Origin of the sequence: Massilia norwichensis, assembly GCF_024753245.1 — a bacterium.
GTDB lineage: Bacteria > Pseudomonadota > Gammaproteobacteria > Burkholderiales > Burkholderiaceae_D > Telluria > Telluria norwichensis.
Genome location: NZ_JANUGX010000018.1, coordinates 96,291 through 118,178 on the forward strand (window position 1 = coordinate 96,291; position 21,888 = coordinate 118,178).

General features: G+C 65.1%; 19 protein-coding genes. 3 read left to right on the forward strand and 16 right to left on the reverse strand.

Annotation, left to right across the window (positions count from 1 at the left end; translation table 11 throughout):
- Positions 1-21: 21 nt before the first annotated feature.
- From NX782_RS15630 to NX782_RS15690, 13 genes are all read right to left on the reverse strand, one after another.
- On the reverse strand, positions 22-1,557 hold the full coding sequence (locus tag NX782_RS15630; protein ID WP_258846401.1) for a tetratricopeptide repeat protein: 1,536 nt from the start codon (positions 1,555-1,557) through the stop codon (positions 22-24).
- A gap of 15 nt (positions 1,558-1,572) precedes the next feature.
- The gene (locus tag NX782_RS15635) at positions 1,573-3,789 is read right to left on the reverse strand and encodes a putative bifunctional diguanylate cyclase/phosphodiesterase (protein ID WP_258846402.1); all 2,217 of its coding nucleotides are present in this window, start codon (positions 3,787-3,789) and stop codon (positions 1,573-1,575) included.
- A gap of 7 nt (positions 3,790-3,796) precedes the next feature.
- Complete coding sequence (locus tag NX782_RS15640; protein ID WP_258846403.1) at positions 3,797-5,905, reverse strand: HDOD domain-containing protein; 2,109 nt, start codon at positions 5,903-5,905, stop codon at positions 3,797-3,799.
- A 382-nt stretch (positions 5,906-6,287) separates the two neighbouring features.
- Entirely contained in the window at positions 6,288-7,562 is a 1,275-nt protein-coding gene (locus NX782_RS15645; RefSeq protein WP_258846404.1) for a multidrug effflux MFS transporter, read from the reverse strand.
- Positions 7,563-7,565: 3 nt separating this feature from the next.
- Positions 7,566-8,789 carry a THUMP domain-containing class I SAM-dependent RNA methyltransferase gene (locus tag NX782_RS15650; protein WP_379793301.1) on the reverse strand — a complete coding sequence of 408 codons (1,224 nt, stop codon included), beginning with the start codon at positions 8,787-8,789 and terminating at the stop codon, positions 7,566-7,568.
- Positions 8,790-8,937: 148 nt separating this feature from the next.
- On the reverse strand, positions 8,938-9,351 hold the full coding sequence (locus tag NX782_RS15655; RefSeq protein WP_258846406.1) for a CopD family protein: 414 nt from the start codon (positions 9,349-9,351) through the stop codon (positions 8,938-8,940).
- 23 nt (positions 9,352-9,374) lie between these two features.
- A complete protein-coding gene (locus NX782_RS15660; RefSeq protein ID WP_258846407.1) occupies positions 9,375-10,640 on the reverse strand; it encodes a glutamate-5-semialdehyde dehydrogenase in 1,266 nt (421 codons plus the stop codon).
- Positions 10,641-10,732: 92 nt separating this feature from the next.
- Positions 10,733-11,746, reverse strand: coding sequence for a DNA polymerase III subunit delta (holA, locus tag NX782_RS15665; RefSeq protein ID WP_258846408.1), 1,014 nt, complete (start codon positions 11,744-11,746; stop codon positions 10,733-10,735).
- A gap of 12 nt (positions 11,747-11,758) precedes the next feature.
- Complete coding sequence (locus tag NX782_RS15670) at positions 11,759-12,301, reverse strand: LPS-assembly lipoprotein LptE (protein ID WP_258846409.1); 543 nt, start codon at positions 12,299-12,301, stop codon at positions 11,759-11,761.
- Between the two features lie 3 nt (positions 12,302-12,304).
- Positions 12,305-14,965, reverse strand: a complete 2,661-nt coding sequence (gene leuS, locus NX782_RS15675) for a leucine--tRNA ligase (RefSeq protein ID WP_258846410.1) — start codon at positions 14,963-14,965, stop codon at positions 12,305-12,307.
- 81 nt (positions 14,966-15,046) lie between these two features.
- Entirely contained in the window at positions 15,047-15,373 is a 327-nt protein-coding gene (locus NX782_RS15680) for a barstar family protein (RefSeq protein WP_258846411.1), read from the reverse strand.
- A 112-nt stretch (positions 15,374-15,485) separates the two neighbouring features.
- Complete coding sequence (dapB, locus tag NX782_RS15685) at positions 15,486-16,301, reverse strand: 4-hydroxy-tetrahydrodipicolinate reductase (protein WP_258846412.1); 816 nt, start codon at positions 16,299-16,301, stop codon at positions 15,486-15,488.
- 6 nt (positions 16,302-16,307) lie between these two features.
- The gene (locus NX782_RS15690) at positions 16,308-16,925 is read right to left on the reverse strand and encodes an outer membrane protein assembly factor BamE (RefSeq protein WP_258846413.1); all 618 of its coding nucleotides are present in this window, start codon (positions 16,923-16,925) and stop codon (positions 16,308-16,310) included.
- 98 nt (positions 16,926-17,023) lie between these two features.
- On the opposite strand from NX782_RS15690, the gene fur reads away from it, so the two are divergent.
- The gene (fur, locus tag NX782_RS15695; RefSeq protein ID WP_258846414.1) at positions 17,024-17,455 is read left to right on the forward strand and encodes a ferric iron uptake transcriptional regulator; all 432 of its coding nucleotides are present in this window, start codon (positions 17,024-17,026) and stop codon (positions 17,453-17,455) included.
- Here the strand turns inward: fur and NX782_RS15700 are convergent, their stop codons facing one another.
- From NX782_RS15700 to NX782_RS15710, 3 genes are all read right to left on the reverse strand, one after another.
- Positions 17,456-18,331, reverse strand: coding sequence for an alpha/beta fold hydrolase (locus NX782_RS15700; protein ID WP_258846415.1), 876 nt, complete (start codon positions 18,329-18,331; stop codon positions 17,456-17,458).
- Between the two features lie 81 nt (positions 18,332-18,412).
- Complete coding sequence (gene hrcA / locus NX782_RS15705; RefSeq protein ID WP_258846416.1) at positions 18,413-19,426, reverse strand: heat-inducible transcriptional repressor HrcA; 1,014 nt, start codon at positions 19,424-19,426, stop codon at positions 18,413-18,415.
- 48 nt (positions 19,427-19,474) lie between these two features.
- On the reverse strand, positions 19,475-20,188 hold the full coding sequence (locus NX782_RS15710) for an HAD family hydrolase (protein WP_258846417.1): 714 nt from the start codon (positions 20,186-20,188) through the stop codon (positions 19,475-19,477).
- 192 nt (positions 20,189-20,380) lie between these two features.
- Between NX782_RS15710 and NX782_RS15715 the strand changes: the two genes are divergently transcribed.
- The gene (locus tag NX782_RS15715; RefSeq protein WP_258846418.1) at positions 20,381-21,022 is read left to right on the forward strand and encodes a hypothetical protein; all 642 of its coding nucleotides are present in this window, start codon (positions 20,381-20,383) and stop codon (positions 21,020-21,022) included.
- Positions 21,023-21,047: 25 nt separating this feature from the next.
- Positions 21,048-21,737 carry a hypothetical protein gene (locus NX782_RS15720; protein ID WP_258846419.1) on the forward strand — a complete coding sequence of 230 codons (690 nt, stop codon included), beginning with the start codon at positions 21,048-21,050 and terminating at the stop codon, positions 21,735-21,737.
- Positions 21,738-21,888 lie beyond the last annotated feature (151 nt).

Genomic DNA, 21,888 nt, shown 5'->3' on the forward strand with positions numbered 1-21,888 from the left:
CTCTCTTTGGTTCTGGTGTTGTTATGCCGCGCCCAGGTAGCCTTGGGCTTGCGCGAGCAGGTGGGGTTCCATGCGTGCGGCGATGCGCTGAATATAGCTGGTGGCGGGGATCACGCCGGCCGCGCCGGCGCGGTGCAGCCAGGCATAGGCTTCGACCAGGTCTTTCGATACGCCCTGGCCGCTGGCGTACATGACCCCGAGGTTGAACTGGGCGCGGGCATGGCCCTGGCGTGCCGCGCACAGGTACCAGAAGTGCGCCGCCTCGTAATCGCGTTCGACGCCGTGGCCGCTGTCGTAGCGCAGGCCGAGCGCGAACTGGGCCAGCGCATGGCCCTGGTCGGCGGCCTTGCGGTACCACTCGTAAGCCTGGCGCGGGTCGATGGTCCCGGTATCGTCGCGGTCCAGCAGCTGGCCCAGCATGTACTGGGCCGGCGCGTAGTCCTGGTCGGCCGCCTTGCGGTACCAGTGCATCGCCTCGTCTTCCAGGCGCATGGCCAGGTCGAACTGGGCGCGCAGGTGGCCCTGCTCGGCGGCCTTGCGGAACCATGCCAGCGCTTGCGCCTGGTCTTGCGGCACACCGTGGCCGGCGTCGAGCAGCTGGCCGAGGTGGTATTGGGCGCCGGCCGAACCCTGCTCCGCCGCCTTGCGGTACCAGTCGGCGGCGATGCCGTAATCCTGTTCGACGCCCTGCCCGTGCTCGTAGCGGAGGCCGAGGTTGTCCTGCGCGCCCGCGTGGCCCTGTTCGGCCGCCTTGCGGAACCAGTGCAGCGCCAGGTCGGGGTCGCGCGCGACGCCATGGCCGCTGTCGTGGATCAGCGCCAGGTTGAACTGCGAACTGGCGTGCCCCTGTTCGCCGGCGCGGCCGTACCACAGGATCGCCTTCTCGCTGTCCTGCGGCAGATCCTGCCCTTTGTCGTAGCGCAGGCCGAGGTTGAACTGGGCCGGCGCATAACCCTGCTCGGCCGCCTTGCGGAACCAGTGGATGGCCTGCTGCACATCGCGATCGATGCCCTGCCCGCTGTCATAGCGCAGCGCCAGCGCGAACTGCGAGCGCGCGTAATTCTGCTCGGCGGCGCGGCGGTACCATTCGATGGCGCGCTCGACGTCCTGGGCCACGCCCTTGCCGCCTTCGTACATCATGCCGAGATTATGCTGGGCGCCGGGGTCGCCCTGGCTGGCCGCCTTGCCGAACCAGTGCATGGCCTGCTGCACATCGGCCGGGATGCCCTGGCCCTTGGCGTACAGCCAGCCCAGGTTGTACTGGGCCGCCGCATACCCCTGCTCGGCCGCCTGCGTGTACCAGTAGACGGCCTGCCCCAGGTCCTGCGGCACGCCCTGGCCCTTCTGGTACATCACGCCGAGGTTGTACTGGGCCTGTTCGAGGCCGGCGCTGGCCGCCATCCGGTACCAGGCCACGGCCAGCTCGTCGTTCTTCGGCACGCCCTGGCCGTTCACGTACATGAAGCCCAGGCTGTGCTGGGCGCTGGCGACGCCGCGCTCGGCCAGCGCTTTTACGCGCAGGAATTCGGCAGTATGAAGCGCGGCGGTATCGGGCATGGCGCGAACCGGTGTTTATGCCTGGAACGCCAGCACGTTGGCCGCGCCGGTCGGCAGGCCCTGCGAACGCAGCACGTCCATGAAGCGCGGCAGCGCCATCGGACGATGGTACAGGTAGCCCTGCATCGTCATGCAGCCGTTGGCGCGCAGGTAGCGTGCCTGCGACTCGGTCTCGACGCCTTCCGCGATCAGGTTCAGGCCCAGGCCGCGCGCGATCGAGATGATCGCCAGCACCACCGGATAGTGGCCATACTCGTCGTGGATCTCCTTGACGAAGGACTGGTCGATCTTGATCGTGTGGACCGGGAAGCGGTGCAGGTAGGCGAGCGAGGAATAGCCGGTGCCGAAGTCGTCGATCGCCACCGACACCCCGAGCTGGCCCAGCTTGTTCAGCTGCTCGATCGCATGCTGCGGATTGCGGATGCAGATGTTCTCGGTGATCTCGACTTCGATCTGGCTCGGCGCGATCCCGTAGCGCACCAGGGCGCCGCGCATCTTCTCGAAGAAGTCGCCGCGGTCCAGGTATTGCGGCGACAGGTTCAGCGACAGCCTTACCTGGTTGGCGCAGATGTTCTTCCACTGCAGCATGTCGCGGCACAGCGCGCCGATCATCCAGTCCGAGATCGGCAGCATCAGGCCGTTCTCTTCGGCGAACGGCAGGAACTCGCCCGGCGAGACGATGCCGCGGGTCGGGTGGTTCCAGCGCATCAGCGCTTCGGCGCCGACGATGCGGCCGCTGGCGGCGTCGATCTGCGGCTGGTAGTACATCTCCAGCTCGTCGTTTTCCAGTGCGCGGCGCAGGCTCTGGCCCAGCGCGATCTTCTGGTGCGACACGTCCTGCATCGAAGCGTCGTAGAAGGCGTGGCCGTTCTTGCCCTGGCCCTTGACCTGGTACATGGCGATGTCGGCGTGGCGCAGCAGCTCATCGATCGATTCGCCGTGGCCCGGGTAGATCGCGATGCCGATCGAGGCCGAGATGTGGACCTGGTGGCCGTCCAGGTCGAACGGCTGTTGCAGGCACTCGAGGAATTTGTCGGCCACGTGGCTGGCGTCCTCGCGGTCGCGCAGCTCGGGCAGCACGATGGTGAATTCGTCGCCGCCCTGGCGCGCCAGGGTGTCGCCCTTGCGCAGGCATTCCTTCAGGCGCACCGAGACCTGCTGCAGCAGCTCGTCGCCCTTGACGTGGCCGAGGGTGTCGTTGACCAGCTTGAAGCGGTCCAGGTCGATGAACATCACCGCGAGCTCGGTCTGCTTGCGCTTGGCCTGGATCACCGCCAGGCCGAGGCGGTCCTTGAACAGGATGCGGTTCGGCAGGTCGGTCAGGATGTCATGGTAGGCCTGGTAGGAGATGACCTCTTCCGCGCGCTTGCGGTCGGTGATGTCGCGCGCCACGCCGTAGGTGCCGAAGAACTCCAGCTTGCGCACCTCCTGGTCGGGCACGTGCATGCCGATCGCGTTCAGCGAGATCGTCATCAGGGTGTTGTTGAAGGTGCGTTCCTGGTTCGAGCCGGTGTGGCACTTCAGGCGCAGTTCGACGTTGCGCGAAGCGCGTTCGTCGACGCGGCGCTCGTTGAAGGAATAGCGCGCGCGCTCCAGGTCTTCCTCGTGCACCAGCACCGAGTAATGCTGGCCGATCAGCTCTTCGCGGCGGTAGCCGAGCAGCTGGTAGGCGCGGTCGTTCACGAAGGTAAATTTGCCTTCGTGGTTCAGGGTGTAGATGATGTCCGGCGAAGAGTCCACCAGGTAGCGGTACATCTTCTCCGAGTTTTCCAGCTGGTTGGCGATGCGGCGGTTGGCTTCCTCGAGGCGGCGCGCCTTGAGCGCATTGCCGACGGTCTTGAGCAGCTCTTCGCGGCTGTAGGGCTTGCGCAGGTAGTCATAGGCACCGCGCTTGAGGGCGCCGATCGCGGCGTCGATCCCCACCTCGCCGCTCATCACGATGACGTCGGCGTCGATCCCCTTCTGGTTGATGAAGTCCATGATCTCGTGGCCGCCGATGTCGGGCAGGCGCAGGTCGAGCAGGACCATGTCGAAACGCAGCTTCGACAGGTGGTTCAGGGCCTCGGTGCCGGTCGAGGCGGTGATGAGCTGGTAGCCGCGGCCCTGCAGCAGTTCGTACAGCGAGGACAGAAGACGGGGTTCGTCGTCGACCAGCAGCAACCTCGGCTGCTCCAGTGCGGAAGTCAGCGAGGCAGGCGAAGCTGGCGGGGCGCTGGCGGAGAATGGATTCATTGTTACCTTATACGGATCCAAGCGCGCGCACCGGCAGTCCCGCCGGGGCGCTGGCGCCGGCATGCGCCGGCAGCAGGATTTCAAAACTGGTGCCGGTCGTGCCGCTGCGGCAGGCGATATGCCCGTTCAGCTTCTTGACCAGGCTGTGCACGATCGACAGGCCAAGCCCATGGTGCGGGCCTTCCTTCGTGCTCTTCACGGCAGAAAACAGGTTGGCCAGCACCTCGCGCGACAGGCCGGGGCCGGTGTCGGAGACGACCAGCTCCAGGTACAGCCTGCGCTCGCGGTTGGCATGGCCGCGGTTGGCGATCTCGATGCGCCCGCCGGTGGCGGACAGCGCCTCGATCGCGTTCTTGACCAGGTTGACCAGGATTTGCTTGAGGATGTCCGGGTCGCCTTCGATGCGGCCGGCTTCCGGAGACATGCTGACCACGATCTCGACGTTGGCCGGCACGAAGTCGGTGGCACGGAACAGGCGCAGCACGTCTTCGACCACCTTGCCGACGTCGGCGCTGACACCGCTGTCGAGCAGCGCCTGGGTCGCGGGCTGCACTTCGGTCAGGCTGTTGACCAGCTGGCCGACGCGGTCGATCTCTTCGTTCAGGATCGACAGCTCGCCGGACACCGGCTCCTGGCGTTCCAGTTTGCTGTCCAGGACCGACAGATAATTCTTGATGATCGACAGCGGGTTGTTCACCTCGTGCACCACGCGGCGCGACGCCTCGCGGTATTCCTCGGCCACATGGGCCAGCTGGCGGCGCGCCTGGCCGCGCTCGAGCATCGCGTTTTCCAGCGCGCTCGCGGCCTGGGCGCCGAAGGCCTGCATGAAGCGCTCGCGCTTCTGGCAGGCCGGCACCTGCCAGCCGGCGATACCGCCGATCAGCACGCCGATGCAGCGCGCCCCGCTCACCAGCGGCACGCAGACCAGCGATTCGGTGCCCAGCATGCGCAGCAGCTGCTCTTCCGACAGGCCGAGCGGCGCGCCCTCGCGGCGGATAAACGAGATCCGCCGTTCCAAAGTGGCCTTTGCAACGGCTCCGCCCTTCGATAGCGGGATCGCGAATTCGGCGATGCGCTGCTGGTTTGCGGTCGGCGCGCCCACCAGCGCGTGGCCGGTCGGATTCTCCAGCAGCACGGCGACGTTCTCGAAGTCGAACAGCACGCGCGCCGAGCGCGCCATCGCTTCGAGCAGCCCGCTTTCGCCCTGCTGGCGCGCGAAGCTCTGGCCGATCTCGGAGACCAGCACCAGGTTGCGCATTTCTTCGGTCAGGCGCTGCTGCACCGGATCGACGGGCGGCGGCGGCGCGAAGGCCGGCTGCGCCGGGATGTCGTCGGCGCCGGCCAGGTCGATGCCGAGGTGGACCGCGGCACGCTCGACCTGGCGCGCGGCCTGCTCCAGCAGCGCGTCGGCGGCTTCCGGTTCGAGGTCGCACAGTTTGGCCGCCTCGATCACCAGCGCCGGGTCCTCGGCATGGCCGGACAGCAGGTGCGCGGCGCGCACGATGCGGATCAGGGGATGGGCGCCCTCCAGGCGCTCGCCCGGCTCGTGGTGGTAGAGCACGGAATCGGCCAGGAAGGAATCGAGCTGCCAGCGCTCGATCAGCCAGGCGCCGGCTTCGGCGTGGGTGATCTGCAGGGTGCGCTGCTCGACCGCGCACAGGGCTTCGTCGTCGCGCGCGGTGAAGTTGAAACCGTATTCCTTCGGTGCGGTGGCCAGCAGGGCCAGGCGGCCGACGTTGTGCAGCAGGCCGGCCAGATAGGCTTCCTCGGGCTGCGAATAATTCAGGTGACGCGCCAGATCGCGCGCCAGCACGGCGGCGGTGAGCGAATTCTTCCAGAAGGCGCGCAGATCGGTCGCGCTCGAATTCGGGAAACTATTAAACGTCTGGAACACCGAATCGCTGATCACCAGGGTCTTGATCATGTCGGTGCCCAGCGCCACCATGGCCTGCTCGAGGTTGGCCTGGCGACCGCTGCGGTGGTAGGCCGAGCTGTTGGCGACGGTCAGGATTTTGCCTGTCATGCCCGCATCCTTGGCCACCAGCGCAGCCAGCTCGGGCATGCCGAGGTCGTCCGCCTGCAGGTGGGCCAGCAGCTTGATGAGGATTTGCGGCATGGCAGGCAGCCGCGCGATCAGCAAGCGATTGCGGATATCCTGATCTGGTTGGTAGTTGGTCTCAAGCACGGCCGCCACTGCTGTTTTGGATAATTGTTGGCGGCTTTTCCCGGCTAAAGCTGCCACGATATTTATTCTAGTGGTACCCGGAACAGAGCTGGTTTTTGGCTCCAGTTCCGAACGTGAAAAACTTATCTTAGCATATATACATTTCTGACCGGGAACAACACTTTCCAGAAAAAGTGATGTGTTTTAGAGTCAGAACTCAGTCTGGCGCCTTGATTTACCTCATATTTACGTAGGGGTGGGCACCACGTGCCCACGTAAGGTTGCGTAATGTCAGCGTTCGCGTGGGCACGGAGTGCCCACCCTACGCCTACGCCTACGCCAGCGCCTGCTTGCGCCGGTAATGACGCGACACCATCCAGCAGCCCAGCGAGGCCACCGCAAAGGCGGCCTGGCCCAGCGCCATCGCCAGCACCGAGTAATCCAGCGCCGGCACGATGATGCCGGCCACGATCGCGCCCATCAGCGTGGTGACAAACGACTGGCAGGACGCCACGGTGCCGCGGATGTGCGGGAACAGGTCGAGCGTCAGCAGCGTCGCGCTGGGGTTGATGATCGAGCTGCCGAAGTTATAGAAGAACATCGGCAGCACGGTCCACGGCAGCGCCGGCGGCAGGAAGCTGTGGTACAGCACACTGCCGGTGACGGCGGTCAGCATGAAGGCGTAGCCGATGCCGATCTGGCGCCCGTAATGCATCTTGCCGGCCAGGCGGTTGGCGGCCAGCGCGCCCAGGAAGATGCCGGCCACCGCCGGCACGAACAGCCAGGCGAACTGCGACGGTCCGAGGTGCAGGTGCACCGGCAGCAGCACCGGCGCGCCGGCGATGAACAGGAACATGCCACCGAAGTTGAAGGCCACCACCGCCGACTTCATCTGGAACAGCACCGAGCTGAAGATGTCCCAGTAGCTCTTCGCCAGGAAGCGCGGATTGAAGGGCTGGCGGCGCTCCTTCGGCATGGTTTCCGGCAGATGCTGCCAGCAGACCCACCACAGCACGAGGCTGAACAGCAGCAGGCCGAGGAAGATCGCGCGCCAGTTCAGCAGGGTCACGATCCAGCCGCCCAGCACCGGCGCGATGGCCGGCGCGATCGAGAAGATCATCGTCACCATCGACAGCAGGCGCGCGGCCGGCGCGTCCGAGTATAAATCGCGGATGATCGCCCGCCCCACCACCACCCCGGCCCCGGCCGATATCCCCTGCATGATGCGGAAAATCCACAGGTAATGCACCGAATGCGCGGAGGCGCAGCCGAGGGTGCCGACCGCGAACACGATCAATCCGACCAGCACCACGTTGCGGCGCCCGAAGGCGTCCGACAGCGCGCCGTGCCACAGCGACATCACGGCGAAGGACAGCATGTAGGCCGTCAGGGTCTGCTGCACTTCCAGCGGCGTCGCATGCAGGGTCTCCTGGATGCGCGGGAAAGCCGGCAGGTAGGCGTCGACCGAGAACGGTCCGAGCATCGACAGTGCCGCCAGCAGCGAGGCCAGGCCGCCAGCCGACAGCATGACGATCTTGTGCGGCTCCGGCAGCGGAACGGGGATGACGGGGTCTTTGGGTAGATTGTCTGGTTCGGGTTCGGGCAGCATGGATTACTCTGGTTGAGGCTTCGCCGCGTCCGGTTTCGCCGCGTCTCTGCGGTTGAAGCCGGCGACCATGTCGAAGCGGAACAGGCGGCATTCGAGCGCGCCGTTGAAGAATGGGGTCTTGCGCGATTCCTTCAGGCGCAGCAGCTTGGGCACCGACAGGTCCGCGGTAAACAGGTACACGGTCCAGCCGGCGAAGCGCTGCTTCAGCGTGCTGCTGAGCTGCTGGTAGAAGCCGGTCGCCATCTCGTCGGCCGGGATGGTCGAGTCGCCGCGCACGCCGATACGCTCGCCGTAGGGCGGATTGGTCAGCAGGATGCCCGGCTGGCTGGTCGGCGCCTGCACCTGCTGCGCCTCGATCTGCTTGAGCGGCACCTCGAACAGCACGCCGGCGATCTTCAGGTTATGGCGCGTCATCGCCACCATGTCGCCGGAGATGTCGGAACCGAAGATGGTCGGCTCGCTCGGCAGCGGATTCGGCTTGATGGCCGCTTTCATGTCCTGCCAGGCGGCGCGCTCGAAGTTGCGGAATTTTTCGAAGGCGAAGCGGCGGCGGGCGCCGGCCGGGATGCCCTGCACCATCTGGGCCGCTTCGATCAGGATCGTGCCCGAGCCGCACATCGGGTCGAACAGCGGCACGCCCGGCTTCCAGCCGGCCACGCGCAGCAGGCCGGCAGCCAGGTTCTCGCGCAGCGGTGCGTCGCCGGTTTCTTCGCGCCAGCCGCGCTTGAACAGGGCCTCGCCCGAAGTGTCGAGGTAGACCGTGAAGTTGCGCTGGTCGAGGAAGCCGAGGATGCGCATGTCCGGCTCGCGCGTGTCGACCGAGGGCCGCTTGCCGAACTGGTCGCGGAAGCGGTCGCAGACGGCGTCCTTGATTTTCAGGGTCGTGAATTCGAGGCTCTTCAGCGGCGACTTCACGGCCGTGATGTCGACGCGGATCGTGTGGTGGACGTCGAACCAGTCTTCCCAGGGCTGCTCGAGCACCAGGTCGTAGATGTCGTTCTCGTTGTTATACGTCTTGTTCGCCATGCGCATCAGCACGCGCGAAGCGATGCGCGAATGCAGGTTCATGCGGTAGGCGTCCTGCATCGTGCCCGAGGCGTGCACGCCGCCCGGGACTTGCTGGTGCACCTTCAGCGTGGGGCTGTTGGTCAGTTGTGCGATCTCGGCGAGTTCTTCGGCGAGTGCTTGTTCCATGCCGCGCGGGCATGGGCAAAAGTATGAGGCCATTCAGGGGTACCCTTTATCCGTAGTTAAAAAATCAATTCTTTTGTTGGCCCCAAAACGTCATTCCCGCGAAGGCGGGAATCCAAGTTGCAGACAGACCGCAAACCTTGGATTCCCGCCTGCGCGGGAATGACGATGATGGGGGTATTGCTTAGAACGGCTTCACGACCACCAGAATCACGATCGCGATCAGCAGCAAAACCGGTACTTCGTTGAACACGCGGAACCACTTGTGGCTGCGCGTGTTGGCGCCGCGTTCGAATTTTTTCAGCAGCGAGCCGCAGGCATGATGGTAGCCGATCACCAGGATCACGAGCGCCAGCTTTGCGTGCAGCCAGCCGCCCTTGATGCCGAAACCCAGCCAGAGCCAGATGCCCAGCAACAGTGCCGGAATCGCCAGCATCGAGGTGAAACGGTAGAGGCGGCGGCCCATGCCCAGCAGGCGTTCCAATGCGGCCGGATTGGTTTCCTGGGCCAGGTTCACGAAGATGCGCGGCAGGTAAAAGAGGCCGGCGAACCAGGAGGCGATGAAGACGATGTGGAAGGCTTTGATCCAGAGATACATTTAAATCCTTGTTGTTATCAGTGCTAGGTGCGAATCTCACCGTGGCCGAACACGATGTACTTCAGCGAAGTCAATCCTTCCAGCCCCACCGGTCCGCGCGCATGCAGCTTGTCGTTCGAGATCCCGATCTCCGCGCCCAGGCCATATTCGAAGCCGTCGGCGAAGCGCGTCGAAGCGTTCACCATCACCGAGGCCGAATCGACCTCGCGCAGGAAGCGCATCGCGTCCGTGTAGTCCTCGGTGACGATGGCTTCGGTGTGCTTCGACGAATAGCGGTTGATGTGCTCGATGGCCTCGTCGATGCCGGCGACGATCTTCACCGCCAGGATCGGCGCCAGGTATTCGGTCGACCAGTCTTCCTCGCTCGCCGGCGCCAGGTGCGGGTAGCCCTGCAGGATGGCCAGCGCTTCCGGATCGGCGCGCAGCTCGACTTCCTTGGTCGCGTACAGCGCGGCCAGCTGCGGCAGCACGGCCGGGGCGATGGCGCGCGCCACCAGCAGCGTCTCCATCGTGTTGCAGGTGCCGTAGCGGTGGGTCTTGGCGTTCATCGCGATCGGCAGCGCCTTGGCGATGTCGGCCTTGGCGTCGATGTAGACGTGGCAGATGCCGTCCAGGTGCTTGATCATCGGGACCGTCGCTTCCTCCATCAGGCGCGCGATCAGGCCCTTGCCGCCGCGCGGCACGATCACGTCCACGTATTCCGGCATCGTGATCAGGGCGCCGACGGCGGCGCGGTCGGTGGTCTCGACCACCTGCACGCCCTGCTCGGGCAGGGAGGCAGCACGCAGGCCTTCGGCCACCAGCGCAGCCAGCGCGCGGTTGCAGTGGATGGCTTCCGAACCGCCGCGCAGGATGGCGGCATTTCCGCTCTTGATGCACAGGCCGGCCGCATCGACCGTCACGTTCGGACGTGCTTCGTAGATGATGCCGATGACGCCCAGCGGCACGCGCATCTGGCCGACCTGGATGCCGCTCGGGCGGAACTTCATGTTCGAGATTTCGCCGATCGGGTCCGGCAGCGCGACGATCTGGCGCAGGCCGTCGATCATGGTGGCGATCGCCTTGTCGGACAGCGCCAGCCGGTCCAGCAGGGCCGGCGCCAAGCCGTTGGCACGGGCCGCGTCGAGGTCGCGCGCGTTGGCTTCGACCAGTTGGGCGGCATCGCGTTCGATCGCGTCGGCGATCAAGAGCAGCGCGCGGTTGCGGGTGGCGCTGTCGGCGCGCGCCATGGCGCGCGAGGCTGTTCTTGCCTGGCGGCCGATCGTTTGCATGTAATCAGTCATATCCATGATGCGTCGTCGTCCGTTTAACGTGGGCACGGGGTGCCCACCCTACATCGCATGACATCGTAGGGTGGGCACCCCGTGCCCACGCGCATACGTTATGAAGCGACCCGTAAAGCCAGCTGCAGCATCGCATCCCATGCATCGCCCGCGAACTGCTTCGCGCGCAGGCCCTTGACCATGCGGTCGACCTGGGCCGCCTGCTGCATGGCTGCCTCCAGCGTCGGCAGCGAGATGCGGCGCAGCGCCGGTTCCATCATGCGCTCGCGCGGGCCCCAGATCCGGTATTCCTTCAGCAGCGCGCCCAGCGGGCGTCCCTGCGCCATCCCGGATTTCAATTTTAGCAGCGTGCGGATTTCTTCACTGACCGCCCACAAGACCAGCGGCAGCGCCTCGCCCTCGCCTTTCAGGCCTTCGAGCATGCGCACCAGGCGCGCCGGGTCGCCGGCCAGCATTGCCTCCGACAGCTTGAACACGTCGTAGCGCGCCACGTTCAGCACCGCGTCCTGCACCTGTTCGAACGTCAGCTTGCCCGGCTCGTACAGCAGGCCCAGCTTCTGGATTTCCTGGTGCGCGGCCAGCAGGTTGCCCTCCACGCGATCGGCGATGAAGTCCAGGCTCTGGCGGTCGGCGCTCTGCTGCTGGTTCGATAAACGCATGCCGATCCAGGCCGGCAGCTGCGGGCGTTCGACGTTCGGGATCTCGACGTAGACCGCGGCCTGCTGCAGGCTCGCGACCCAGGCCGCCTTTGCCGTCTGCCAGTCCAGCTTGGGCAGCGTGATCAGGGTCAGGTTGTCCGGGTTCAGGTCTTTCGCGTAGCTTTGCAGGGCCGCGCTGCCGTCCTTGCCCGGCTTGCCGCCGGGGATGCGCAGCTCGATCAGCTTCTTGTCGCCGAACAGCGACATCGCCTGGTTCGCAGCCAGCAGCTCGCCCCACTTGAAGCTGCGCTCGACCGTGAGCACGTCGCGCTCCGAATACCCCTGGGCGCGGGCGGCGCGGCGGATCTTGTCCGCCGCCTCCAGCGCCAGCAGGTGCTCGTCGCTGGTGATCACGTACAGGGGCGCCAGCCCCTTGGCGAGGTGCCCGTCGAGCGCCTCAGGCCGCAACTGCATAATCTCTCTTCCTTACTTTGCCGGCGCGGGCGTTGCCATCGGCGACGGGCGCAGGGCGGCCAGGCGGCGCATGATCTGCTGCACCAGGTCGGCCTGCATGTCGCGGTACAGCAGCGCTTCTTCGGATTCCTTGGCCAGCACCTGGGTCTCGTCGAAGGCCATGTTCCGGCGCAGTGTGATCTCGGTGGCCGGCAGCAGCTCGACACCCTTGCTGTCGCGGACCGCGAAGGTCAGCGTGTAGGTCAGCAGGTATTCGCGCACGCGGCCCAGGCTGTTCAGCGACAGGATCGACTTGCCGCGGTTCTCGCCCAGCACCACGAATTGCGCGTCCGCGCCTTCGGCCTTGTCGGCGATGACCACGTCGCCCGCGCGCAGGTTGCGCTTGAGTTCCGTGCCCAGCGGCGAGGTATCCGGGAAGGTCAGGAAGATGCTGTGGAAGGGCATCGTGTAGCTGCCGTTCGAACCGCGCAGCTGGAAGCCGCAGGCCGTCAGCGACGCTGCAACTACAAGCGCCGCGACGGTACGCACCATCTTTTTCTTGTAAGAGGTGCGCATGGATTACACCACGATGTTGATCAGTTTGCCGGGAACGACGATGACCTTCTTCGGCGTGCCTTCGACGAACTTCTGGGCCGCTTCCGAGGCCAGCGCGGCGGCTTCGATGGCGGCTTTGTCGGCCTCCTTCGGCACCTTGACGGAACCGCGCAGCTTGCCGTTCACCTGGATCATCAGCTCGATCTCGGACTGCTCCAATGCGGCAGGGTCGACTTCCGGCCACTGCACGTTGAGGATGTCGCCGTACACGCCGGCGTAGCCGAGTTCCTGCCACAGCGCGTGGGTGATGTGCGGCGCCACCGGGTTCAGCATGCGCAGGAAGATCGACAGGCCTTCGGCGATCACCGCGTTGCTGGCCACCGCAGTTAAATCTCCATCTCCGGCCAGCTTGGCCGACTCCAGGGTATTCAGCATCTTCATGCAGGCCGAGACCACGGTGTTGTACTGGATGCGCTTGAAGTCGTAGTCCGCCTGCTGCAGGATCTTGTGGACTTCGCGGCGCAGCGCCTTCTGTTCGTCATCGAGGCTGCCTTGCTGCTGGCCGGCCAGCGCCGCGGCGATGCGCTCGCGCTGGGCGTAGGCAAACGCCCAGACGCGGCGCAGGAAGCGGCTCGCGCCTTCCACGCCCGACTCCGACCACTCCAGGGTCTGCTCCGGCGGCGCGGCGAACATGGTGAACAGGCGCGCGGTGTCGGCGCCGTACTGCTCGATCTGCGCGGCCGGGTCGATGCCGTTGTTCTTCGACTTCGACATCTTCTCGGTGCCGCCGATGATCACCGGGGCGCCGTCCAGCTTCGATGCCGCCGCCTGCGGACGGCCGCGGTCGTCGAACACGAGGTCGACGTCGGCCGGGTTGAACCAGGTCTTTTTACCGGATTCGTCTTCGCGGTAGTAGGTCTCGTTCAGCACCATGCCCTGGGTGAGCAGGTTGACGAAAGGCTCGTCGAATTTCACCAGGCCGAAGTCGCGCATGACCTTGGTCCAGAAGCGCGCGTACAGCAGGTGCAGCACGGCGTGCTCGATGCCGCCGATGTACTGGTCCATCGGCATCCAGTAATCGTTGCGGGCCGGGTCGACCATCGCATCGTTCGAGCCCGGCGAGGTATAGCGCATGTAGTACCAGGACGAGTCGATGAAGGTATCCATGGTGTCGGTCTCGCGGCGTGCGGGCGCGCCGCAGCACGGGCAGTCGACCTTCAGGAAGGCTTCATGCTTCTTCAGCGGGTTGCCGGTGCCGTCCGGGACGCAGTCTTCCGGCAGCACGACCGGCAGGTCCTTTTCCGGGACCGGCACCGTGCCGCACTTTTCGCAGTGGATCATCGGGATCGGCGTGCCCCAGTAGCGCTGGCGCGAGATGCCCCAGTCGCGCAGGCGGAAGGTGACCTTCTTGTCGCCCAGGCCCAGGTTGGCCAGGTCGCCCGCGACCGCGTTCACCGCGGCGTTGTAGTCCAGGCCATCGTACTTGCCGGAGTCGATCAGCACGCCGCGCTCCTTGTCGCCGTACCACTCCTGCCAGCCGTCCAGCGAGAAGGTCTCGCCTTCGACGGCGACCACCTGCTTGATCGGCAGATCGTATTTTTGCGCGAATGCGAAGTCGCGCTCGTCGTGCGCCGGCACGCCCATCACGGCGCCGTCGCCGTAGGTCATCAGGACGTAGTTGCCGACCCAGACCGGCACCTGCTCGCCGGTGATCGGGTGCTGGACCGTGAGGCCGGTCGGCATGCCCTTCTTTTCCATCGTCGCCATGTCGGCTTCGATCACGGAGCCCTGCTTGCACTCGGCAATGAAGGCCTGCAGCTCCGGATTGTTCTTGGCGGCCTGGGTCGCCAGCGGGTGCTCGGCGGCGACCGCGCAGAAGGTCACGCCCATGATGGTGTCGGCGCGGGTGGTGAAGACGTAGAGCTTGCCGTCGTTGATCAGCTCACCCTGCTCGTCCATGATCACGTGCGGGAAGGCGAAGCGCACGCCGGTCGACTTGCCGATCCAGTTGGCCTGCATGATGCGCACGCGCTCCGGCCAGCCCGGCAGCTTGTTCTCGACGTGTTCCAGCAGTTCGTCGGCGTAGTCCGTGATGCGCACGTAGTACATCGGGATCTCGCGCTTTTCGACCAGCGCGCCCGAGCGCCAGCCGCGGCCGTCGACGACCTGCTCGTTGGCCAGCACGGTCTGGTCGACCGGGTCCCAGTTCACGGTGCCGGTCTTCTGGTAGATGATGCCCTTCTCGAGCATCTTCAGGAACATCCACTGGTTCCACTTGTAGTAGTCCGGCTTGCAGGCGGTCATTTCGCGCGACCAGTCGATGGCCAGGCCCATCGACTCCATCTGGCCGCGCATGTGGGCGATGTTCGAATAGGTCCACTCGGCCGGCGGCACATTGTTGGCCATCGCCGCGTTTTCGGCGGGCATGCCGAAGGCGTCCCAGCCCATCGGCATCAGCACGTTGTAGCCGTTCATCCGCAGGTAGCGGTACATCACGTCGTTGATCGTATAGTTGCGCACGTGACCCATGTGCAGCTTACCGGACGGGTAAGGCAGCATCGAGCAGGCGTAATACTTGCCTTTGGGGAAACGCGGATCGTTCTCGACCGCTTTATAGGCGTCGATCGACTTCCAGTAGGCCTGGGCGGCCTGTTCGACTTCGGCTGGACTATATTTATCTTGCATGATGTTCTGCGGACTAAAGGGAGGTGAGCAGAACATTATACTGGGAACTTCATGGTGGGCACGGCGTGCCCACCCTACGTTTTACCGCAATTCGAGTTCGAGGGCCGGCTTTTCGCCGTAGTCCTCATAGCGCTCGTTGATGCCGATGATGCAGAAGGCCATCTCCTCGAGCACGTCCTCGGCGCGCTCGCGCATGGCATCGGAATGCAGCACGACGATGTGCAGGGTCTCGTCCGGACCGAGGCGGATGCTGCTCATGCCGTCCTCGTCGCGCAGGTAGCTCAGGCAATCGACCCAGGAATCCATGGTGTGCGGATAGGAATCCGGGAAGCCGAAGGCGCGGGCGCTCTCGGCGTGGAAGCTTTCGGTGTCGACGATTGCGGCGCCGTTCAGTTCGACGGTGGCCATAGGGATTCTCCGATTCATCGTCGTTCCCGCGCAGGCGGGAATGACGGTTTTGAGTGGTGTGGCCAGTATGCCAGCAGAACGCCGGCAAAGCCGTACAGTTCGGCCTCAGCGCTTAGCCTGCCGCCTTTAGGCCGAGCACATCCTGCATGTCGTACAAGCCGGTCTGCTTGTCGGCCAGGAAGCGCGCAGCCACCAGCGCGCCTTGCGCGTAGCTGACGCGGCTGCTCGATTTGTGGCTGATCTCGATGCGCTCGCCGATGCCGGCGAACAGCACGGTGTGGTCGCCGACGATGTCGCCGCCGCGCACGGTGGCAAAGCCGATGGTCGACGGATCGCGCTCGCCGGTCACGCCTTCGCGGCCGTAGACGGCGCATTCGTTCAAATCGCGTCCCAGCGCATCGGCGATGACTTCGCCCATCTTCAGCGCGGTGCCGGACGGCGCGTCGACCTTGTGGCGGTGGTGGGCTTCGATGATCTCGATGTCATAGCCCTGCGAGAAGTTCTTTGCCGCCAGTTCCAGCAGCTTCAGCGTGACGTTCACGCCGATGCTCATGTTCGGCGCGAACACGATCGCGGTCTTTTCGGCGGCGGCGCGGATCGCGGCCTTGCCGGCTTCATCGAAGCCGGTGGTCCCGATGATCACCTTGATGCCATGCTCGGCGCAGTAAGCCAGGTGCTGCAGCGTGCCTTCCGGACGGGTGAAGTCGATCAGGTACTCGGCACCGGACAGCCCCTGGGCCAGGTCGGAACGGATGGTCACGCCGGTCAGCTGGCCCGAGAAGGCGCCGGCGTCCGAGCCGATGAAGGGGTTGCCTTCGCGGTCGAGCGCGCCGGCCAGGGTCGCGTCGTCGGCGGCGGCGATGGTCTCGATCAGCATGCGGCCCATGCGGCCGCTGGCGCCGGCAATGGCGATGTTCAGTTGCGTCATGCCCGATTACTCCCCGCCGCGCTTGGCCGCTTCTTCGCGCTTGCGCTTCAGGTCGTCCAGCGATTCCTGCTCGGTCTTCTCTTCGTACTTCGAGATGCCGATCAGGCGCGCGATGTATTCGCGCTCGCTCGGCAGGTTGCCGCCGTCGATCTTGGCGACCTGGTTGTCCTTGAAGTAGACGGTGACGCGGCTGGTGGTCAGCTCGCCGTTGCCGCGCGCCAGGTAGAACGGATAGTCCCAGCGGTCGGCGTGGAAGGCGTCGGTCAGCAGCGGGGTGCCGAGGATGAACTTGACCTGGTCGCGGGTCTGGCCGAGCTTCAGCTGGCCCAGCATTTCCTGCGACACGAAGTTGCCCTGCTGGATGTCCGGACGGTAGGGCGAGAACACCCACAGGAATTTCTGCAGCTTGGTCACCTGGGTCGTCTGCGCGCCCGCGTTCGCGGCTGCCGCGGCCTTGTCGGCATCGGCGGCGACCGCGCCAGGGGCGGTGCTCACCGGGGCGGCCGGCTTGGTCTGGTTACGCCAGGAAGCGCAACCGGAGACCGCCATGGCCGTAACGGCGAGGCCGGCCACGAGCGCGGCCCGGGCGTGGGAACGATGGAAAACGGCATTCATGACGCGCATATCTAACCTTAAAATCGGACGACTTTTGTATGGGAGCTGCAAAAACGCTATATCATAAAGCACTCCGCACATCTCAGCCCATCTAAGAGTAACAAAACATGAGCAACAACCCAACCGACCTGAAGGCCAGCGGCCTCAAAGCGACACTGCCGCGCCTGAAAATCCTGGAGATTTTCCAGAACAGTGCGGTGCGGCATTTGACAGCGGAAGACGTCTACAAGACCCTGCTGAACGAGAACATGGACGTCGGCCTGGCGACGGTCTACCGCGTGCTGACCCAGTTCGAGCAGGCCGGTCTCCTGAACCGCAATCACTTTGAAACCGGCAAAGCCATCTACGAGCTGAACGCCGGCTCGCACCACGACCACCTGGTCTGTCTCGATTGCGGCCACGTCGAAGAGTTCTACGACGAAGAAATCGAAAGCCGCCAGCAGAAGATCGCGCTCGAGCGCGGTTTCAAGATCGCCGAACACGCGCTCGCCATCTACGGCAACTGCGTCAAGACCGACTGCCCGCACCGCCACCGCTGATCAAAGCTTGCCCTGCGCCGCCTGCCTGTCGGCGGCGGCCATCACCTTCTTCACCGCCGCGATCACCAGTTCCGGCTCCTCCTGCTGAATATTGTGGCCGCTCTTCAGGGTCTGGACCTGGGAGCCGTCGCTGAACCGGCGCAGGAAATCGGCATGCAGGTCGCGCTTGATCGCCACCGCTTCCACGCTCTGCAGGAAGAATTCCGGCTTGTCGACCTGCTGCACCGAAGTCAGGATCACCACCGGCACGTCCGGCAGCTTGCCATCCAGCGGGGCCGGCAGCACGCCGCTGTCGAGCACCGGCTGCAGCAGCTTCAGCTCGGCCCGGAATTTTTCCGGCACCAGGGCTTCGAACTGGCGGTCGTCCTCCGCCGCCCGTTTGGCGTCGAGGCGGCGCAAAGCCGGGTTGAAGCGTTCGTCGGCAGGGTCGACCAGCACCATGCCGGCCACCTGCTCCGGATGGCGGACGGCGAAGGCGCGCGCCAGCAGGCCGCCGTAGGAGTGGCCAACCAGGATGAAAGGCGGCGTCAAGCTCGCGCTGGCGATCAGTTGATCGAGCTCCAGGCTGCTTTGCAGCATGGTGCGCGGTTCCGGCCGCGCCTGCGAGGCACCGAGTCCGGCACGCGAATAGGTGACGACATGGGCCGACTTCGCCAGTTCCGGCGCCACCTTGCGCCAGGTGCCCATGCCGGTGGCGAAGCCGGATTCGAAGATCACGGTATAGCGCCCGCTGCCCTGCTCCGCCATCTGCATCTGGTAGGCGCCGACGGCGATGCGCTCAAGGGACGGAGGCGTGTCGACACCGTGGACTTGGGAAGCGCAGCAGATGGCGATGACAGCGGCGGTGGCGAACAGCGGGCGTTTCAGACGATTCACGGTACATTCCTGGTGGACGCGCATGGGCGCAATCCCCCGACTATAGCCGGGGGCCCGGCAGGCATGTAGCTGTGAAAAATATCAGGCGTTGCTGAGCGCGTTCGACAGCAGCTTGGCGGTGATGTCGACGATCGGGATCACGCGTTCGTAGGCCATGCGGGTCGGGCCGATCACGCCGAGGGTGCCGACGATCTTGCCGTTCACCTCGTAGGGCGCGGTGACCACGCTCATCTCGTCCATCGGCACCAGCTTGGATTCGCCGCCGATGAAGATCTGCACGCCGCCGGCCTTGCTGGAGGTGTCGAGCAGCTGCATCAGGCCGGTCTTCTGCTCGAACATCTCGAACATCTGGCGCAGCGAGCTCATGTTCGAGGAGAGATCGCTCACCGACAGCAGGTTGCGCTCGCCGGCGATGACCATGTCGTCGGTTTCCTGCAGCGCTTCGCTGCCGGCATCCACGGCCGACTGCATCAGGCGCGCCATGTCGTCGCTCAGCTGGCGCAGCTCGCTGGTCAGGCGCGCCCGCACCTGGTCGAAGGACAGGCCGGCGAAATTCTGGTTCAGGTAGTTGGCCGATTGCGTCAGCTGCGCCGGCGAGTAGTCGACGTCGGTCAGCAACAGACGGTTCTGCACGTCGCCGCGCGGGTCGACGATCACCAGCAGGATGCGCTTTTCCGACAGGCGCAGGAATTCGATCTGCTGGAACGCCGATTCGCGCCGCGGGCTCTGCACCACGCCGGCGAACTGCGACAGCGAGGACAGCATCTGGGCGGCGTTGGCGATTACCTTTTGCGGCTGGTGCGCGGGCAGGCGCATGCCGGCGCCGACGGCGTCCTCGTCGATCTGCTGCACGGTGAGCAGGGTATCGACGAAGATGCGGTAGCCGCGCGGCGTCGGGATCCGGCCGGCCGAGGTGTGCGGGCTGGCGACATAGCCCATCTCTTCGAGGTCGGCCATGATGTTGCGGATCGTGGCCGGCGACAGGTCGAGGCCGGAAATCTTCGACAGCGCGCGCGAGCCGACAGGCTGGCCGTCGGCAATATAGCGCTCGACCAGGGCTTTCAGCAGGGTTTGTGCACGGTTATCGAGTTGCATGGTTCACATTATGCACGTTCGCCAGTCCGCTGGGGAGTCGTACGCGCCTCACGCATGGCTGCGCTTGAGCCAATCCAGCAGTTCGTCGAAGTTGCGCACGATCGCATCCGGCTCGACGCCGTGTTCGATGTGCTTGTTGCTGCCGTTGCGGTTCATCCAGACGCCGCGCATGCCCACCTTCTGCGCGCCCTGCACGTCGAGCAACACATCGTCGCCGACATAGACCGCGTCCCAGGGCGCCACGTCCAGCGCGCGGCAGCCGGCCAGGAAGATCGCCGGCTCCGGCTTGGCCACCCCCAGCTGCGGCGCCGAGACCGCGGCCTGGAAGTGGTGCGCCAGGCCGATCGTCTGCAAATCCGCGTTGCCGTTGGTGATGGCGCCCAGCCGCACCCTGCCCTTCAGGCGCAGCAAGCCCGGCACCACATCGTCGTAAGGCACCACGGCGTTGCGCGCGGCAAAGAATTCGGCCATCGCCAGCTCGACCTTGGCGGCGTCCTCGCCGGCCGTTTCGAATGCGGCCAGCAGGCCCGCGCGGCGCAGCTTGCCCAGGTCGAGCTGGAACTCGGGCTGGCGCGCCAGCAGCTCCAGGCGGGCCTGGCGCAGGCTGTCGATCGTGAACTGCTGGGCAACACGCGGCGCGTGCTCGCGCAGCCAGGCGAACAGGATTTCCTCGGCCTGCAGGATCACCGGGGCGATCGGCCACAGCGTATCGTCCAGGTCGAACAGGATGGCCTCGGGCCAGGCGGGTCGGGTCGTGGTCATGCTCGGGAAGGGAGGGAGGGCAACCAAGCATAGCGAGGGCGGCCATGAAAATCAACGGCGCGCAGATGTCGTTACACCGTGATACAAAGGCAAATGAAGCCTTGACTAGTCAAATGGACTAAAATGTCGGGCAATATTCTACTCAGCGGTGCCGCCGGTCCTCCGTGCGCCATCCCGTCCAACGGAGATTCTATGAAGAGTTCGATCCTGTATGCCGGCGCTGCGCTGGCATGCGCGCTTGGCCTGTCCGCCTGCGGCGGCGGCGATGGCGACCTGCCCCTGACCGTGTCGGTTCTCGGCGGCGTGACCAAGACTGGCCTGGTGCTGGTCAACAAGAGCAACGGCGATGAAATCGCGGTGCCGGCCGGCGCCGCCAGCGTGCAGTTCCCGAAATACGTGTCGACCGATGACGAGTTCAACATCGATACCAAGACCCTGCCGTCGAACGTCGAGAAGTGCACCTTCACCAACAACAAGGCGCGCGCCAACTATTACACGGTCTATACCTCGGCACCGACGGTGTTCTGCACGATCAAGACCCACCCGCTGACGGTGACCGTCAAAGGCCTGACCGACGCCGGCCTGGTGCTGGTGAACGGCTCCGACCGCCAGACCGTCACGCCGAACGGCGGCGCGGACGTGCCGGTGAAGATGGCCGATATTCCGGAAGACGGTCCGTACGGCGTCACGATCCTGAGCCAGCCGGGCACGCCTGCGACGGCCACCACGCCGGCCCAGCAGACGCAAACCTGCACCATCAGCGGCGGCAGCGGCACCATGACCGCGACCGGCCCGGGCACCACGCCTGTGGTGACCTGCGGTCCGAAGACCTAATCATCTGGAATCTGGAGAATAAAGTATGAAGTTCCACCTCGTGCGCCCGGCCCTGGTCCTGGCTTCATCCCTGGTCCTGGCGTCCTGTGGCGGTGGCGGCAGCGAAACCTATCCGGTCAAGGTGACGGTGTCGAACGTCCTGTACAAGGGCCTGATCCTGACCACCAACGGCCAGGAACTGGCCGTCGATCCGCCTGCCAAGGCCGGCGACAGTGTCGTCCTGACCTTCCCCAACGGACTCGACTACGGCACCTACTACAACGTGATCCCGAAAGGCGGCAGCGCCGCCGGCGGCGGTTCGCAACCGGCGCACCAGAACTGCGCCACCAACGGCTATCCGCGCGAATACGGCACCGCAGGCCAGACCGCCTCGGTCGAGTCGGCCCGTACGCCGGCCATCGAGGTGTACTACAACTGCACGGTCAATGAGTACGTCCTGAGCGGCACGATCACCGGCCTGACCTCCGCCGACGCCAGCATCACGCTGATCAACGGCAGCAACAGCCAGACCACCGTTGCCGGCAACGCCACGACCAGCCCGCTCGCGTTCAACCTGGCGCCGGTTGCCTACGGCACCAGCTTTGGCGTGACGATCCTGACCCAGCCGACCGGCTTTACCTGCACCATCGCCAACAATACTGGCGTGATGGACGACGCGCTGGAAAAGCTGGGAGGCAAGAAGGACATTGCCGTGACCTGCACCAAGAATAGCTGAGGCAAGTCTTTGTAGTTGCGAGAGAGATATCTTTGTTGCGCATATCGAATATTCCAAACAGAAATTGGACGAATATGCTGTAACGCAGCATACTGCTTCCTGTCTCCTCCAACTCTCCTCAAAAAAGAATTGGATTTAAGCCCGCCTCAAC

Coding starts and splice junctions, on each gene's coding strand:
- NX782_RS15660 (WP_258846407.1), bottom strand. CDS start 10,640: ATGGATATGACTGATTACATGCAAACGATCGGCCGCCAGGCAAGAACA.
- NX782_RS15720 (WP_258846419.1), top strand. CDS start 21,048: ATGAAGTTCCACCTCGTGCGCCCGGCCCTGGTCCTGGCTTCATCCCTG.
- NX782_RS15635 (WP_258846402.1), bottom strand. CDS start 3,789: ATGAATCCATTCTCCGCCAGCGCCCCGCCAGCTTCGCCTGCCTCGCTG.
- NX782_RS15645 (WP_258846404.1), bottom strand. CDS start 7,562: ATGCTGCCCGAACCCGAACCAGACAATCTACCCAAAGACCCCGTCATC.
- dapB (WP_258846412.1), bottom strand. CDS start 16,301: ATGACGCAACTGAACATCGCCATTGCCGGCGCCAGCGGCCGCATGGGC.
- NX782_RS15630 (WP_258846401.1), bottom strand. CDS start 1,557: ATGCCCGATACCGCCGCGCTTCATACTGCCGAATTCCTGCGCGTAAAA.
- leuS (WP_258846410.1), bottom strand. CDS start 14,965: ATGCAAGATAAATATAGTCCAGCCGAAGTCGAACAGGCCGCCCAGGCC.
- hrcA (WP_258846416.1), bottom strand. CDS start 19,426: ATGCAACTCGATAACCGTGCACAAACCCTGCTGAAAGCCCTGGTCGAG.
- NX782_RS15710 (WP_258846417.1), bottom strand. CDS start 20,188: ATGACCACGACCCGACCCGCCTGGCCCGAGGCCATCCTGTTCGACCTG.
- fur (WP_258846414.1), top strand. CDS start 17,024: ATGAGCAACAACCCAACCGACCTGAAGGCCAGCGGCCTCAAAGCGACA.
- NX782_RS15650 (WP_379793301.1), bottom strand. CDS start 8,789: ATGGCCTCATACTTTTGCCCATGCCCGCGCGGCATGGAACAAGCACTC.
- NX782_RS15670 (WP_258846409.1), bottom strand. CDS start 12,301: ATGCGCACCTCTTACAAGAAAAAGATGGTGCGTACCGTCGCGGCGCTT.
- NX782_RS15715 (WP_258846418.1), top strand. CDS start 20,381: ATGAAGAGTTCGATCCTGTATGCCGGCGCTGCGCTGGCATGCGCGCTT.
- NX782_RS15690 (WP_258846413.1), bottom strand. CDS start 16,925: ATGCGCGTCATGAATGCCGTTTTCCATCGTTCCCACGCCCGGGCCGCG.
- holA (WP_258846408.1), bottom strand. CDS start 11,746: ATGCAGTTGCGGCCTGAGGCGCTCGACGGGCACCTCGCCAAGGGGCTG.
- NX782_RS15655 (WP_258846406.1), bottom strand. CDS start 9,351: ATGTATCTCTGGATCAAAGCCTTCCACATCGTCTTCATCGCCTCCTGG.
- NX782_RS15680 (WP_258846411.1), bottom strand. CDS start 15,373: ATGGCCACCGTCGAACTGAACGGCGCCGCAATCGTCGACACCGAAAGC.
- NX782_RS15640 (WP_258846403.1), bottom strand. CDS start 5,905: ATGCCGCAAATCCTCATCAAGCTGCTGGCCCACCTGCAGGCGGACGAC.